Origin of the sequence: Geitlerinema sp. PCC 9228 (assembly GCF_001870905.1) — a bacterium.
Lineage (GTDB): Bacteria > Cyanobacteriota > Cyanobacteriia > Cyanobacteriales > PCC-9228 > PCC-9228.
In genome coordinates, this window is the sequence record NZ_LNDC01000073.1 from 1 (window position 1) to 15,666 (window position 15,666).

The 15,666-nt window shown below is 50.9% G+C and carries 11 protein-coding genes; 6 read left to right on the forward strand and 5 right to left on the reverse strand.

Annotated elements, in window-relative coordinates; translation table 11 throughout:
- Nucleotides 1-218: 218 nt before the first annotated feature.
- Together AS151_RS05595 and AS151_RS05600 are read right to left on the reverse strand one after the other, a co-directional pair.
- Complete coding sequence (locus AS151_RS05595; protein WP_244532907.1) at nucleotides 219-737, reverse strand: pentapeptide repeat-containing protein; 519 nt, start codon at nucleotides 735-737, stop codon at nucleotides 219-221.
- Nucleotides 738-793: 56 nt separating this feature from the next.
- Nucleotides 794-2,506, reverse strand: coding sequence for an iron ABC transporter permease (locus AS151_RS05600; RefSeq protein ID WP_084639424.1), 1,713 nt, complete (start codon nucleotides 2,504-2,506; stop codon nucleotides 794-796).
- 167 nt (nucleotides 2,507-2,673) lie between these two features.
- On the opposite strand from AS151_RS05600, the gene AS151_RS05605 reads away from it, so the two are divergent.
- The 4 genes from AS151_RS05605 (at nucleotide 2,674) to AS151_RS05620 (ending at nucleotide 6,565) form a co-directional block, all read left to right on the forward strand.
- Complete coding sequence (locus AS151_RS05605; protein WP_071516067.1) at nucleotides 2,674-3,732, forward strand: ABC transporter ATP-binding protein; 1,059 nt, start codon at nucleotides 2,674-2,676, stop codon at nucleotides 3,730-3,732.
- Between the two features lie 172 nt (nucleotides 3,733-3,904).
- Nucleotides 3,905-4,330 carry a hypothetical protein gene (locus tag AS151_RS05610; RefSeq protein ID WP_071516068.1) on the forward strand — a complete coding sequence of 142 codons (426 nt, stop codon included), beginning with the start codon at nucleotides 3,905-3,907 and terminating at the stop codon, nucleotides 4,328-4,330.
- Nucleotides 4,331-4,345: 15 nt separating this feature from the next.
- Nucleotides 4,346-5,518 carry a cupin domain-containing protein gene (locus tag AS151_RS05615; RefSeq protein WP_071516069.1) on the forward strand — a complete coding sequence of 391 codons (1,173 nt, stop codon included), beginning with the start codon at nucleotides 4,346-4,348 and terminating at the stop codon, nucleotides 5,516-5,518.
- Nucleotides 5,519-5,650: 132 nt separating this feature from the next.
- Nucleotides 5,651-6,565 carry a PstS family phosphate ABC transporter substrate-binding protein gene (locus tag AS151_RS05620; RefSeq protein ID WP_071516070.1) on the forward strand — a complete coding sequence of 305 codons (915 nt, stop codon included), beginning with the start codon at nucleotides 5,651-5,653 and terminating at the stop codon, nucleotides 6,563-6,565.
- Nucleotides 6,566-6,670: 105 nt separating this feature from the next.
- Here AS151_RS05620 and AS151_RS05625 read toward each other — a convergent pair whose 3' ends face one another.
- Nucleotides 6,671-10,768 carry a pre-peptidase C-terminal domain-containing protein gene (locus AS151_RS05625; RefSeq protein WP_071516071.1) on the reverse strand — a complete coding sequence of 1,366 codons (4,098 nt, stop codon included), beginning with the start codon at nucleotides 10,766-10,768 and terminating at the stop codon, nucleotides 6,671-6,673.
- A 599-nt stretch (nucleotides 10,769-11,367) separates the two neighbouring features.
- Here AS151_RS05625 and AS151_RS05630 point away from each other — a divergent pair.
- A complete protein-coding gene (locus AS151_RS05630; protein WP_071516072.1) occupies nucleotides 11,368-12,933 on the forward strand; it encodes a peptide ligase PGM1-related protein in 1,566 nt (521 codons plus the stop codon).
- Here the strand turns inward: AS151_RS05630 and aroH are convergent.
- Together aroH and sppA are read right to left on the reverse strand one after the other, a co-directional pair.
- The gene (aroH, locus tag AS151_RS05635) at nucleotides 12,928-13,353 is read right to left on the reverse strand and encodes a chorismate mutase (RefSeq protein ID WP_071516073.1); all 426 of its coding nucleotides are present in this window, start codon (nucleotides 13,351-13,353) and stop codon (nucleotides 12,928-12,930) included. The genes AS151_RS05630 and aroH overlap by 6 nt on opposite strands.
- Nucleotides 13,354-13,423: 70 nt before the next feature.
- Entirely contained in the window at nucleotides 13,424-14,251 is an 828-nt protein-coding gene (gene sppA, locus AS151_RS05640; RefSeq protein ID WP_071516074.1) for a signal peptide peptidase SppA, read from the reverse strand.
- A gap of 234 nt (nucleotides 14,252-14,485) precedes the next feature.
- On the opposite strand from sppA, the gene AS151_RS05645 reads away from it, so the two are divergent.
- On the forward strand, nucleotides 14,486-15,556 hold the full coding sequence (locus AS151_RS05645) for a DMT family transporter (protein ID WP_084639428.1): 1,071 nt from the start codon (nucleotides 14,486-14,488) through the stop codon (nucleotides 15,554-15,556).
- Nucleotides 15,557-15,666 lie beyond the last annotated feature (110 nt).

Genomic DNA, 15,666 nt, shown 5'->3' on the forward strand with positions numbered 1-15,666 from the left:
TTGACGGCGGCTAAAGCCGCACGGGTCGCTTTTCATCCCTGCTTTAAAAGGTCAGGGCTTTCAAGCTCCCGATTCACGCCGTAAGAAGAGGAGGCATCCCATTTCCGGAACTTTTTTTTCAAAAGATCGTCTCGGGAGCATGCTTGCTTTTTCTGCCTCGTATTGCCCAATCTGGGGAACGATCGAGCAACATGCCATCTTCCCCTCTTCCCATACTGCTAAGACCCATCCGTTGGCTCTGCCGAAGCATCTGCGGGTTCTTTAATTGAACCATCCGGCATAATAGCACCTTGGAAATTGGCACCGGCTAAGTTGGCACCGGCTAAGTTGGCATTACTGAGGTCGGCATTTTGCAGGTTGGCGTTTTGTAAGTTGGCGTTGCGCAAATCGACACCGCGCAAAAAAGCGCCTTCTAAGTCAGCGCCAGAGAGATTGGCGTTTTGTAAGCTCGCATTGGTAAGAGCAGCTCGAGTGAGTTTGGCGTTGCTAAGATTGGCCCTTTGTAAGTTAGTACTATCTAACAGCGATCGCGTTAAATCGGCGTTTTGCAAATCCGCCTTGCTTAAGTTAGAAAAATTGAGCTTGGCAGCCCTCAGTTCGGCATTAGCAAGTTCTGCCCCCGATAAATCGCATTCCAAACATTCTTTGGTTTCCGTTAGCAAAGCCATGTTGTCTTGTTCCCGACATCCGGTAGCAACGACACCAAGGATGGTGGCAAGGAAAAGAGCGATCGCCATTCTTCCCATAGTATGCTAAATTCCTTAACAGTTTGATTGCGAATGTAGTTTGACGCCTACTGCCGAGCGCGCGAAATTTGCCAGCTTAACAAAATCACTGGTACAATGCCTACCAACACAATCGCCAAAGCTGGGGCAGCGGCTTCGGCAAGTCGTTCGTCGGAAGCTAAATTATACACCCGTACGGCCAAGGTGTTAAAGTTAAAAGGACGAATGATAATCGTAGCGGGTAATTCTTTCATCACATCCACAAACACCAACATGCCGGCAGTGAGCAAACTACTTGCCATCATGGGAATGTGAACCCGCAGCAGGGTACTTGTCGTATTGTGCCCTAAAGAACGAGCAGCGGCATCTAAATTGGGATGGATTTTGTTGAGGCTGGATTCTACGGTACCGAAGGAAACAGCAAGAAAACGCACGATATAGGCGAAAATTAAAGCAAAAACCGTACCGCTGAGCAACAAACCGGTGGAAATCCCAAATTGCGATCGCATCCAGGCATCGATAGAATTATCCAAATTGCCCATAGGAATCAAAATCCCCACTGCAATCACCGCCCCAGGAATAGCATAACCCATGGAAGCGACTCTGGCGGAAAACCGCATGAGAGCGTTGGGTTGCAACCGTACCCCATAGGCAATAATTAACGCAATGGCAACCCCCAAAATCGCCGTTGCTACAGCCAAGCCAAAGCTATGTTGCGACAGTTCCCAAAAACGATGGTCGAAGGTTTGGAGATTGTCGAGACTCATTTTCAACAAAATCCCCGCTGGTAGCAAAAAGCCAATGGCACAGGGCAGCAAACACACCAAACTTGCCGCCGCCGCACGTATTCCTGTAAGCTGGTAGGGTGGCACCGTGCGATCGCTGCCAGTAGATTGGTAGTAGCGGGCGCGGCGGCGGGAAAAACGTTCCAGAACGATTAAAATAAAGACAAATAGCATTAAAAACGCCGCCAGTTTGGAAGCTGCCACGCGATCGCCCATCCCAAACCAAGTATTGTAAATCCCCGTCGTAAAGGTATTGATGCCAAAATATTGAACCGTACCAAAATCGTTGAGGGTTTCCATCATCACCAGCGACAATCCCGCCGCAATGGCTGGTCTGGCTAAAGGCAACGCCACCGTAACAAAACTGCGCCAAGGTCCGCATCCCAGGGAACGGCTGGCTTCTAGAGTACATCCCGACTGTTCCAAAAAAGCCACCCGCGCCAGCATGTACACGTAGGGATATAACGTAAACGCAAACAACGCGATCGCGCCACCCATGGAACGAATGGAGGGAAACCAATACTCCCCATAGCTAACTTGCAACCAATCGCGAATTGCCTGTTGCAGGGGACCAGCAACCCCCAACAAATCCGTATAGGTATAGGCTAGCAAATAAGTAGGCACCGCCAGCGGTAGCAGCAACGCCCATTCAAAAATACCACTGCCAGGAAAACGACAGGCAACCACCAGCCAAGCCGTTCCCACGCCAATAACCAACACGCCAATGCTGGACCCGAGCATCAACACCAGCGAATTTTGGATATAATCGCCAAGGACCGTTTCTGCCAAATGCTGCCACAGGCTGGTGGTATTATCTTGACCAAACGATACCTGGGGTTCGGCGAAAATATTGGCAAAAACAAATAAAATGGGGGTAGCAATGGCGATCGCGATCGCACCCACCAAAATCGTCCATCCCCCAGGCAGCAGGCGACCCAGGCGTAAATCGTTGTTCTTCGGCAGCGCGCGCAAATCGTCCAATGAAAACCTGGTCATAAGTCGGATAATTTACCGAATAGAAATGTTTCGATGGAACAGAGGGCTATTGTGGGAAAAACAACCATACCACCTTACTATAATCGATCCATTTATTGTAGAATTGAAAAACACTTTCTATAAGCCTTTTCTTTGACATGCATTTTTTGCGAGGTTATTGCATCTAGATGGCTGCTGTCATTCTTCACCTAGAAGGAGTCACCAAAAAATTTGCTCGCAACCAAGCACCAGCGGTGGAATCGGTGGATTTGCAATTGGCTAGCGGGGAAATTTTAGGTTTGCTTGGTCCTTCTGGCTGTGGCAAAACCACCCTCTTGCGTACAATTGGCGGTTTTGAAACCCCCCAAGCCGGGACCATCGACATCGATGGCGATCGCGTGGCTGGCGGTGGCAAATGGATACCGCCAGAAAAACGCAATGTAGGCATGGTATTTCAAGATTATGCCTTATTTCCCCACCTCAATGTCCATAAAAATATTGCTTTTGGACTGAAACACGCCAAACGCCAGGGAAATCTGGTTTCCTCGCATCAAAAGCGCGTGGCTGAAGTTTTATCGTTGGTGGGATTGGAAGGCATGGCCAAACGCTATCCCCACGAACTTTCTGGGGGTCAGCAGCAGCGGGTGGCTTTAGCCAGAGCCTTGGCACCCTATCCGGCCATGGTACTGTTAGACGAACCGTTAAGCAATTTGGACGCGCAAGTGCGCCTGCGGTTGCGGCAAGAAGTGCGAGAAATTCTCAAAAATACAGGGACTTCGGCGATTTTTGTTACCCACGACCGGGAAGAAGCTTTGTCAGTATGCGATCGCGTGGCCTTGATGCGTCAAGGTCGCGTGGAACAAATGGGAACCCCGGAAGAAATTTACACCCACCCTGCCTCGCGCTTCGTTGCCGAGTTTGTGACCCAAGCCAATTTCCTGCCTGCCATTCGCAAAGGGGAGGTTTGGGAAACGGAAGTGGGGTGTTTTCCCCGCAACGATGATAGTGTTGAAGTGGATACCGCCGATTTGATGGTGCGCCAGGAAGATTTACTGCTTACCCCCCAAGAAAATGCCAGCGTAGCCATTCGCGATCGGCAATTTTTAGGCAGGGAACACCGATATTGCCTGCAAACCCCCTCCGGCAAAGAACTCCACGCGCGTTTGGCAGCGAAAAACAGCCTCCCCATCGGCACCCATGTTGCTTTGCAGGTCAACCCAGAAGCCATTCAGGTCTTCCCGCGCTAAGTCGGGGAAACCCTGGATCTTCCGTTTCTACTTTCTGACGACAAAAATTGCAAATTCTATTCAATAATTTCCATTTTTTATTGACAAAGTCCCGCAAAAACGGGAAACTGTTTCTATCCCAATTTCTCCTTTGGGGAAAATAAATAGTCGTTTCGCCTGCTACTTGTTGCATATGTATATCAAAAGCTCTGTAAGCCTCACCCTGGCTGCCATTTGCGGCTTGCTGGTTCCCACCCAAACCCATGCCATCTCGGAAAGCAGCCAATCCCCCACCCAACCGGCCGCCAACCGACGCATTCAAGTAAGCGTCCAAGAACAGCCGTGGTACCTTCCCCAGGGCAATTCTCCAGCTTACCTGGCGGATGCCAGCGAATCGGATGAAACCGCCAGCGACGATGCGGAAGAAGCTTCCGAAGACATGATGTCGCCTGAGGAAATGGAATACGACGAAGGTTCGGTGGATGAACTTGAAACCGAAGCATTGGTGGAGAAACTCAACGATACCGGCGTCGAGTTCGACGAAACGGAAGTGGATAGTCTGGAGTACGACATTTTAATGGAAACCCCAGATAATCCCCCCGAAACAGATAGCGACTAGCAAGCACTAGATATCATGGAAACCCTTGCCAGCTTACTTTCTCCCTATCCCCTACAGGAATTTTTGCAGGAAAATTGGACCCAAAAAGGCGTTTTTATCCCAGCAGAAAGGAGGGATAAGTTTGCGCATTTATTTTCCTGGCAGGATTTAAATTATTTGTTGAACTTCCATAACTATACCTATCCTGACTTGCGTTTTTCCCAAGGGGGTCGGGTGTTGTCCCCTTGCAGTGCCAAAGATTGGGTGAAACGCTGCCAGGAAGGGGCAACGCTGATTTTAAACCACGTCCACCAGCGAGTGCCGGTGCTGGCGGAGTTGGCAGCGGCGTTGCATCGGGAAGTGGGACACCGGGTGCAGGTGAATACTTACTGTTCCTGGCCGTCCCAGCAAGGGTTTTCCTGCCATTACGATACCCACGAGGTATTTATTTTACAAATTAAGGGGAATAAGGAGTGGTTTGTGTTTGAGGATACGATTAAATATCCTCGTAAGAATGCCCGTACGTTGGGGGTGGAACCGCCGGAGAGCGATCCTTATATCCATGAGGTGTTGCGTCCGGGGGATTTGCTGTACATTCCGCGGGGACACTGGCACTACGCGATCGCGTGCGATCGCCCTTCGTTGCATTTAACCTTGGGAATTCCCGGTCGTACGGGGGTAGACTGGTTGCGCTGGCTGGTGGGGGAACTGCAAAACGACCCCGCCTGGCGGGAAAATTTGCCCCTGGCTACAGCAGAAGATACGGCGGCGTTGGAATATCACTTGCATGGGTTGGTGGACCGGTTAATTGATACCCTCAAACAGGAAAAATGGGTGCAAAAATATGCCAGAAGCCACTCCCATCGAAGCGATCGCGTACCGGAAATTTCCCTCCCCAGCCAGGCAGGCTTTGACGTGTTTGCCGACGGCTTCGACACCCAATTTCGCCGCGCCAAATTCCAAAACCTGCGAATAGAATGGCAGCCGGAAACCGAGCAATATCAACTTGCTTTTGCCCACAAGGAAATTAATCTCACAAACGTTACCGATCGGTTCGTACAAAATCTGCGCCAGCGCCATCAATTTACCGTTTGGGAAGCGATGGATTGGCTGCCTGAGTGCGACCTAGAAGCCGATATCCTGCCTTTGTTGTGGGAATTGGTGCGGGAAGGAGTTTTGGCAGTTGATTCGCCGGATTTCCCAGAATAGTTTGTTTTGCAGCAGCTTTTAACCGTAAATTAAACCAATGATAATGTTCCGATTACCCTCCTTTAGGATTTCCTTGATAGCTTAGGCGCGAGATGCTATGGCTTTTGAGCTAGTTCTACGGAGCTTAATCCTATGTTAAAAAATCGCTTTGCTTTTCTCGGTGCCGCCGCTGCAGTAACTGCTGCGACCATTGGACTGTCTGCGAACTTCGTGCAGTCCCAATCCCTGTCCGGTACCATCCGCATTGACGGTTCCAGCACCGTTTTCCCAATTACGGAAGCGGTTGCGGAAGAATTTCAAGGCACCCATTCTGAAGTCAGAGTTCCCGTGGGTGTTTCCGGGACTGGCGGTGGTTTCAAGAAATTCTGCGTTGGCGAAACCGACATTTCCGACGCCTCTCGTCAAATTAAACAAACCGAGCAAGAGAAATGTGCCGCCAACGGCATTGACTACATAGAAATCCCCGTTGCTTACGACGCCATTACGGTTGTCGTCCACCCCGAAAACACCTGGGCTACGCAAATGAGCGTCGAACAGCTCAAAACCCTATGGGAACCCCAGGCTGAAGGGGAAATTACCATGTGGAGCGATATGAATTCTTCCTGGCCCAATCAGGAAATTAGCCTCTACGGTCCGGGAACGGATTCCGGTACGTTCGACTACTTCACCGAAGCCATTGTTGGCGAAGAAGATGCCAGCCGCGCCGACTACACCGCCAGTGAAGACGATAACGTCTTGGTTCTTGGCGTTGCGGAAGATAAATACGCGCTTGGCTATTTCGGTTACTCCTACTATTACGAAAACCGTGACAAACTACAAGCGGTGGCCGTTAATGGTGTTAAACCTTCCCAGCAAACGGTAGAAAGTGGCCAATACTCTCCGCTGTCTCGTCCTCTGTACATTTACGTAAACAAAGAGTCTCTGGAACGTCCGGAAGTGAAGGCTTTTGTAGAGTTCTATCTGAACAACGCACCCACCTACGTCAACGAAGTGGGTTACGTTCCCCTCAGCGAGACCACCTATAGCGCTTTCTTGGAAGACCTATAAACCCTAGCAGGTACCAAATCGAGTGTAACCACCCTAGCTAGCTGGCCGTGCGATCGCTAAGGATTTTTTGCCAAAGCGATCGCTTTTTTTATGAAATGCTCCGTCCTATTGAAAAACAAACGTATTGTTTTGCAGCGTCAGACCTGCCACATCTTCCCCATCAATGGTGGCAATTAGTTCGTTGTCGCGCAACAGCAGCACCGTACCATCGCTGTCTGCCTGCAACCGGTACTCTTGGGGAGCGCCATACAGAACAATTGTATCCCGATTGGCTTCCCAATCCACAATCGCCGCAAAATCGTTCAAACCAGAACTGCCGGGGTCGCCATCGTCATAGTAAACCTGGGTTTCGTCTGCAAGAACAAAGCGATCGCTTCCCGATCGACCTACCAACACATCCCGTTCCCCAACACCAGGTTGTGCCGCCTCCGGATCGACCCCCACCAGCGTATCATCTCCCAAATCACCACTGAGGCGATCGCTGCCAACATCTCCCTGCAACCAATCATCCTCGCGACCACCGTAGAGACTGTCATCGCCATCGCTTCCCCAGAGGCTGTCATCTTCGAGATTGCCATTGCTGATATCGTCGCCAACATTGCCATCGATAGAATCTTCTCCCTCCCCACCCAGCAGACTGTCGTTATCGCGACCGCCGTAAAGGCTATCATCGCCAGCCTCTCCCACCAACAAATCATCTCCCAAATTGCCAGCCAGCCAATCGCGACCCATACCGCCAGCAGCGCGATCGTTGCCTTCCATAGCAATAATGGGATTGTTACCACCATCGCCAACCAGCGAATCATCGCCATCGGTACCAAATTGCACTTCGGTCAGGGAAACCGGTTCTTGGGGTTCTTCTTGGGGTTCTTCTTGGGGGTCTTCCTCCACCGGCGCGCCGCCACCACCGTTGGAAAAATCGGGAAACGAATCAGGGGAATTAACCACCCGAACCGCCGCCTGCGCCTGTGCAGGAATCGATTCGGTCAGACCTACACGATCCCGCGCCACACTATAAAAACGATAGGTGTTGCCAGGCGCGCCGGAAAACGTAGCCGATGTAGCCTCGGTTTGGAGTTTCCAGGGAACAAACGGTTCGTCGTTGATAGAAACGTATACATCGTAGGAACGAATGCCGCTGCCGGTATCCTCTCCCGACCAAGAAACTCGGAAATTGCTGTTGCCAGTGGTTTCCGGGAGGGAACCCACACTACTGGTAGGAGGTTGCGCGTCAATGGTATTGGATACCCCGTTGGTTTCGATGGTATTCTCCAAATCGTCAAAAGCAATTTCGGCTTTCGTCTCCACCGTGGCATCTTCTCCCACATCGGCGCTGCTGCGTACCGTATAGCTGACAAACGCTTCTCCCACCGTACCGTCTTCATTGGGTGGTAAAAATCCTGCCTCCGCTTCTGTCGGTGGTTCTCCCGTTTCCGGATCGATGGTTTCCAGCATCCAAGTCACTTCCCCAGTATTGCTGTTGAAGGATCCAGTAAAATCCAACAGGTTATTGCTATCGGGAATGGCAACGCGGCTACTGTAGTTTTGCCGACCGTCGGGAACATCTACATAAACTTCACCAAAACCAAAATCTCTCAGGGAAAAACTGTTCCAATTCAAATCTTCGTCGAGTTGCTGGGTAATTTCCACGGAAACGGCATTGGCTTTGGCGCTGGCATCGTTTTCAAAGTTAATCCGGTAGGGTAAGACTTGACCGGTACCGATCCAATCTTCGTCTCCAAACCCGGCAGGTCCGATGATATCGTTGGGTTCGACCAAAGCAAACAGAACGTCGGTAGAAGAGTTGGTAATTGGCGCGCTAGCGGCATTGTCAACCGGAGATACGGAGAGCAAACCGTCGCTGTCGGGGTTGAGTTGTAGCGCGCTTAATTGGGAATTGCCGTAAAAAGCATGCAAGCGATCGCCAGATGCACTTTTAGAAAACCGAAACGCACCATCTTCGCGAAATTCGGTTACCGTTCCGTTGGCTTCCTGCAGGCGAAATTTCCCATCGCTGGTTTCGCTGAGGCTAACGCCATCCACAGAACTTTCGTAGCTGCCATCATCTTGTTTTTGAAAACGCAGATCGATATCCGCCGGATTTTCAACCGTCACATCGCCGCTGTCATCCACCGACACCGAAATCTCTCCGGGAAAGAGCCATTCCCCACTCAACGAATCCAAAGGATAGGGAGAGTCTAAAACCTCACTGGCACTGGTTTGTTGCAATTCCAAAGCCAGCAGTTCTCCCACATCGTTGGTGAAATATCCCAACTGACCCAACTGGGTAGCGTTGGTTGCCAAAGCCGATTGCAACCCGCCGGCAGTGTTGCCAATGCGATCGGTAAAATCCTGCCAAATATCGTTCCACTCCCCATCCGCAATGCCATCCGGTTGCAACTCGCTGGATAAATTGCTGCCGTTCCAGGCAATATTTTGGCTGCCATCGACGGTATTCAGGGAAAAATCAATAGCTTCCACATCTTTTTCGGGTCGGAAGAATACCTGAAAACTAGCTTCAGCGCCGGGGGGAAGTATCCCCGCTATGCCACTTGGGTTGGTACCAAGCAGTTGAATGGTGTTGGTGTCAAAATCGCTGCTGTTGCTGCTACTGAAATTGGCCCCTTCTGCTTCTAAAGCCAGCAGGGGTGCCATCACCTCCGTACCGCCGTCGTTTTTATAGGTAACCGTTGCTTGACTGGTCCACTGGCGGCGAACCCGGCTGGGGATACTCAGGGAAACTTCCAACTGACCGGCGGCATCGTCGGTGACGGTGAGGCTGTTTTCTAAAACCGCATTGCCACTGTCGTCGGTGACTTCTACGTTGTAGGTTCCCGTTTCTATCCCTAGCAGGTCGAAGGTGGCTGCCAGGGTACCGCTGTTTAACCAAGTGACTTCGCTGGCATCGATTTCGTTGCTGCTACCGTCTTCGCTATCTGCGGACAAAGCCACGCTGGCATTGCGGCTAAACTGGGAACCGTCAAGTTGTACGGTGGTTGTACCGGCATTGCTGACGCGATTGGGGGAAATGGCGTTAAAGTTAAATTCGGAAACGCTACCCAATTCTAAGTTGTAGTCTGTGTTTCCTTCAAATTGGTAAACGCGCAGGAAATAGGTTCCTGCTTCCAAGTCTTGTACTTCGATGCGATCGCGTTGATCTTCTGGTTCGATGGATTTGGCAATTTCTTCTAGGGAACCGCTATTGTCGCGTTTGAGCAACTCAATATCTGCATCGGCGGAGAGTTGGTCTAGGGTGGCGGTGAAATCGCTGTTTTTTAAGATTTGGAAGCGGTAGTAATCGTCGGTGTCGAAGTCGCCAACAAAGTCTTGGAAGGTTCTGCTGCTGGAAAGAATGTTAAGGGATTGAGCTTCTTCTGGCGCGTTCCCGGCACGATCTGTGACGGGGTTTCCTTCTAAGGTGAATTCGTAGTTGGTGTCGCTGCCGGCATAGCTGACTCTGGCGAAGTAAGTACCGGATTCGATGGCACTACGCAGGCTGTTGCTTTCAGTGGCGGTAATTGGGTTGCCATTGCGGTCTAACAAGGCTAGGTCTACATTAGCATCGCTGGTTTCTGGGGTCAGTTGCAGGTCTACCCAGTCATTCCCCGATACCTGAAAGCGGTAGTAGTCGTCGGTATCGGCTTCGCCAATAAAGTCGTTGCGGGTTTTGGAGGTACCGTTGATAATGCCTAAGGAAGTGGCGTTGTCTCGGTCGTTGCCGGCATTGTCTTCAGGAACCGATGTGTCGCTATTGCTGTGGCCTGTTTCGCTGTTGCTGGTAGGTGTCGCTTGCGCTTCTAGGGTGTAGTTGGTGGTTTCGGAGGTGGCACCACTGACGCGGACCCAATAGGTACCGGCATCCAGGGATTGGGTAATTTGCCGATCGCTGGTGTCGCTGGTGTCGGTTACCCCGTCTTCAAATAAGATATCGTCGCTGTCGAAGGTATCGTTTTGATTTGTATCCGCTACGATGGCGATTTGTATGGCAGCACTCAACTCTTTTGCTATCAGATCCACCTCAGCCGTCTCGTCTAAGGTGAAGCGGTAGAAATCCTCCGTATCGTTGCTATCTAGGGTATCGGTAAAGGTTTGTAAATTGCCTAGAGAGCCGAGTGCGATCGCGCTGTCGAATGTGTTGTCGGACATGGTGGAAACGCCATATAAATCTACTTCAGTAAAAATCGGAAACGTACTGACTGCCACAGCGATTACCGCACCTCAACCGACCAAGCTTCTACAAAAACGAAACTTGGCCGCGTAGCAGTCGTACTTTTTCGGATGAAAACGGGAGAAAGCCGTACGGCCCCTGCTTACCCTCGTACTAGTACTGAAAAATTTTTCGGTATGCTAGATCGATCCGGTCGTTTGTAGCTAACCATCCCCAGGTAGGGAGAAGTTATTGGTACTACCTATAAAAATAGCTAGGTCAGTTACATCGGAAGCAGCATTTCCCCTCAGTTGGCTCCTGCAAGATCCCCAAAGCGTCTAAATCTTAAAAAATGCTGAAGAACTGGTTGGGAACGATTTCCGATTCTTATCCGTATTTCTAAGGATATCCTACCCAAATCAATCGACCAATCGATCTCCTTTGAAAAATTTTCCAGCATTGGTTTCGGTTTCCCTATAAATTTATATACAAAAAAAAACCGTGCAATTCGGGAAAGTTTTGCCCTCAGTTTGTCCTACAATAGGAGAAGTTGCATGTATCCGGCGCTACGCCAAACTCGAAAACGAGCTGTTGGTGGGCGTCTGGATATGGATGCTCGCGCTGTTTGTCGTTTGCCAGGGAGACGGTCACCGTTATGCTAGCGGATACGCCAGCTACCAATGCTCAAATCGATGCTTTTCAAAGACTACAGCAGTGGCTGCGCGATCGCTGGCAAAAAATCGAACCCTTCGGCACGACGCCAGGCAAGCGGACGGAACATTGCAACTACGACATTCTGGTGGTTCCCTCCATTAGTTTGGACCGCCAGGAACTGCTCAAAATCAACGGCGTTCACCACTACGAGGAACGGTTGTTGTATTCGTTGATGCGGTTGCGCCACCCACAAACGCGCCTCATCTACGTCACCTCGCAACCCATTCCTCCCATGATTATCGACTACTACTTACAGTTGTTGCCAGGAATTCCCTTTTCTCATGCCAGGGAACGCCTGTTGCTGTTTTCCACCTACGACGCTTCTTCCAAATCCCTCACCGAGAAAATCCTGGAACGTCCCCGCCTCATGCAGCGCATTCAAAATGCCCTGCGCCCGCAGCGATCGTTTACCATTTGTTTTAATGCCACCGATGCGGAACGAACCCTATCGGTACGTTTGGGGGTTCCCCTGCTGGCTACCGACCCCAGCTTGCTCTATTGGGGAACCAAAAGCGGCAGCCGGGAAATTTTCCAGCAAACCCAGATTCCCTATCCCGATGGTAGCTTTTTGCTGAAAAGTCCGGAAGAACTCGCGATCGCGGCCAGCAAACTCCTACAGCGCCAACCCCACCTCCAGCGGCTGGTGGTCAAACTCAACGAAGGATTTTCCGGAGAAGGCAATGCCATTTTAAATGTCAATTCCATCCACCAGTTGCCCCCTTCCCAATGGGTAGCGGCGTTGCAGGCGCAGTTCCCCCACATGAAATTCCAAGCCAGCGGCGAAACCTGGGAAACCTACAAGCAGCGCATCCACGATTTGGGTGCCATTGTAGAAGCCTACATCGAAGGCCAAGAAAAGCGATCGCCCAGCGTCCAAGGACAAATTCACCCCTCCGGCTACGTAGAAATTCTCTCCACCCACGACCAAATTCTCGGCGGACCCGACGGTCAGATTTATCTGGGATGCCAGTTCCCCGCCGATGCTGGCTATCGCTTGCACTTGCAAGAATACGGCTTGCAAGTGGGCAAAAATTTAGCCGCCAAAGGCGCTTTGGACCGATTTGGGGTAGACTTTGTTGCCGTTCCCACAGAAACTGGCTGGGATTTGCAAGCGGTGGAAATCAATTTGCGCAAAGGCGGCACCACCCATCCTTTCATGACCATGAGATTCCTCACCAACGGACAGTATTACTATCCCAAAGGCTTGTTTTACAGCCAACACGGCAAGGAAAAATACTACCTAGCCTCCGACAACCTACAACAAGACCACTACAGAGGCTTGCTTCCCAGCGACCTCATGGATATTATCGCTTCCCACCAACTCCATTTCGACAGCGCCACAGAAACGGGAACCGTCTTTCACCTGATTGGTTCCCTCAGCGAGTTTGGCAAAATTGGCTTGACCAGTATCGGCAACTCCCCAGAACAAGCCCAGGATATTTACAATCAAGTCATCGAAGTGCTGGAAACGGAAACCAACAGCAGCGAAAAGAACGCCTGGTTATAATTGGTGGGAGTGGGAATGCTGCGCGATCGCAGCGGAAATCGGGTCTTGCTGGGAAGTGAGGTCCGGTCGCAACCCTTGAGCTTCGCGCAAGTAGGGATGGTGAATTTCCGAGTTCGCCTCTGGCAGGCGAACGTGGATGAGAAAGCGAATGCAGCGCGGCAGGCCCCCTTTGACATACATTTGCTGTACGTCTAAAAGTGGTACCCGATTCCAATGGGGACGTTCCCGCGCGATCGCGGCTGGATAAACAGCGTCTAAATCTGGCGTTACCGAAAACAAAGCGCTAATAATATTATCCGGATGCAGTTGATTTTGCGCCTGCAGTTCGTCAAGCAGTTCCATCACTGCTTCCCGTATGGCTTCCACTGTATTTTCCGAGACCGTTGTTGCGCCACGAATTGCCTGAACTGTCCACTCCACGCCAAAATTCTCCGTTTATCTACAGCCAAAACAAACAGCCACTCACGCTGCTATCGTTTGTCGCTTCCGGTTAAGGACGGTACAACCACAAAGGCAATCCTTCGGTTTCCATTTCAAATTCCAACCATTCCATAGCAGCATGCAGGCTGGCAGGTAAAACCACTTGTTGGCGGTTTCCCGTCAAGCGATTTACCAAATTTTTCTTATCCTTGATGGTATAAAAAGGAGCCTTCTCTGGGTCCAATCCTACCATTTCTGCCGCCCAACAGCGAGCATCCTCTTCGGTCCCCAACCGGTCCACCACGCCAAATTGTAACGCTTGCTGCCCGGTAAATACCCGTCCGTCAGCAAAGGTGCGCACCGCATCCACAGCTAGGTTCCGCGCTTGCGCTACCACCTCCACAAACTGCTGGTAGCTGGTGTCGATCATTTCCTGCAAAATATGCTGCTCCGGTTCGGTGAGTTCCCGGTCGAATGCCAAAATATCTTTATAAGGACCGGATTTCACCACTTTAAAGGAAACGCCAATTTTATCGAGCAGGCGTTCTAGGTTGTTGCCGCGCAAAATCACGCCAATGCTGCCGGTAATGGTACCGGGATTGGACATAATATGCTCGGCCCCCATACCCACGTAAACTCCGCCAGACGCAGCAATGTTCCCGAAGCTGGCGATGACTTTTATTTGGGATTGCAAGCGTTTCATTGCTTGGTAAATTTCTTGGGAGTCGGCAACGGTTCCCCCAGGACTGTCAATGCGCACTACAACCGCCGGAAAGCGACGTTCTTCTACTTCTTTGAACGCTTCTAAAACGCGCTTGCGGGTGCTAGCTGCGATCGCACCGTTAATATCAATGCGAGCAATTTGTTTTTTAAATCGAGGTTTAAAAGGCCAGATCATAAGGTGGATACTGTTTGCGTGGAACTCGCCATTGAGAACAACAATTGACTGCCAGGAAAACTTGGGATGCTTCCTAGCAAATGAAAGCACAATGGCAATGGATTCTTTACATAATGATACAATTTAAAAGCAATGATTTGCGATCGCTGCCACGCTATCGCCAATAGTGGATATTATAGCCGTTTGCGCAGCGTTTCCGAAGCCAAATCCCTCCCTGTCGAACTCGTGCGTGCTATGCTGTCAAAACTTTTCCCTGCTAAAGCAATTGATTTTCCTTTCCTGGCCATTGCGCCTTTTTTCTTTTGGGGAACGGCCATGGTAGCTATGAAAGGAGTCATGCCCCATACAGAACCGTTTTTTTTGGCTGGGTGGCGAATTTTGCCGGCCGGGATTTTGGTGTTGCTCGCAGCAGCTTTAGCCGGACGCCAGCAACCGGTCGGATGGAAAGCCTGGTTGTGGATTGCTTTGTTTGCCTTGGTAGACGGTGCCTGTTTCCAAGGATTTTTGGCCTGGGGATTGCAAAACACAGGAGCCGGTTTGGGGTCGGTGACCATTGACTCCCAACCGTTGATGGTGGCGGTTTTGTCTCGCTGGCTATTTGGCGAAATCATTGGTGGGTGGGGATGGCTGGGATTGAGCATTGGCATCGTTGGCATTAGCCTGATTGGGTTGCCTACCCCTTGGATCGAAAGTATTGCCCGGGGAAATCTCGACGGCATCGCCTGGGAAGCTTTGGCGGAACACGGTCAGTGGCTGATGTTGCTGGCTGCGGTCTCCATGGCATTGGGAACGGTATTAATTCGCGGTGTCTGCCGCCATGCGGATCCGGTGGTGGCAACGGGTTGGCACATGGTGTTGGGAGGAATGCCCCTGTTTTGGCTGTCTTGGCAAACCGAATCCCAGCCTTGGGTGGACTTGACGGCAGGAGATTGGATATCGTTGGGATATGCTACGGTATTCGGTAGCGCCGTTGCCTACGGGTTGTTCTTTTTTTATGCTTCGCGGCGCAATTTAACCAGCCTCAGCGCCCTAACTTTTCTAACGCCAGTATTTGCCCTGTTGTTTGCTAGGCTATTTTTGGCGGAAACTTTAACCCTTTGGCAACAAATCGGCGTCGGGAGTACGCTGGTTAGCATCTACTTGATTAACCAACGCCAAGCGATCGCTAGCTATTTCTGGCGGTTCTGGCGCTGGTTCCGCACCACGCCCCCAGGGAATTCAGTTGCACCTGACGCTGTAGAAAAGGAGGCTGAGGCAACCTCCTCCACGGCTAGGGTAGCTTCTAACCACCTACGCGATCGCTAAGCAAGGAAAAACTTTCTCGATCCCCATTTTTTGCCAACCCAAAAATCCAGTGCGTGCATTTCATCGATAATTTTTATTGCTTCGACTTCTTTGGTCCGGTTTTCCCGGTA

Excerpts from the sequence above, each read along its gene's own strand:
- AS151_RS05620 (WP_071516070.1), top strand. The coding sequence starts at position 5,651 with ATGTTAAAAAATCGCTTTGCTTTTCTCGGTGCCGCCGCTGCAGTAACT.
- AS151_RS05595 (WP_244532907.1), bottom strand. The coding sequence starts at position 737 with ATGGCGATCGCTCTTTTCCTTGCCACCATCCTTGGTGTCGTTGCTACC.
- sppA (WP_071516074.1), bottom strand. The coding sequence starts at position 14,251 with ATGATCTGGCCTTTTAAACCTCGATTTAAAAAACAAATTGCTCGCATT.
- AS151_RS05600 (WP_084639424.1), bottom strand. The coding sequence starts at position 2,506 with ATGACCAGGTTTTCATTGGACGATTTGCGCGCGCTGCCGAAGAACAAC.
- AS151_RS05630 (WP_071516072.1), top strand. The coding sequence starts at position 11,368 with ATGCTAGCGGATACGCCAGCTACCAATGCTCAAATCGATGCTTTTCAA.
- AS151_RS05605 (WP_071516067.1), top strand. The coding sequence starts at position 2,674 with ATGGCTGCTGTCATTCTTCACCTAGAAGGAGTCACCAAAAAATTTGCT.
- AS151_RS05610 (WP_071516068.1), top strand. The coding sequence starts at position 3,905 with ATGTATATCAAAAGCTCTGTAAGCCTCACCCTGGCTGCCATTTGCGGC.
- AS151_RS05645 (WP_084639428.1), top strand. The coding sequence starts at position 14,486 with ATGCTGTCAAAACTTTTCCCTGCTAAAGCAATTGATTTTCCTTTCCTG.
- AS151_RS05615 (WP_071516069.1), top strand. The coding sequence starts at position 4,346 with ATGGAAACCCTTGCCAGCTTACTTTCTCCCTATCCCCTACAGGAATTT.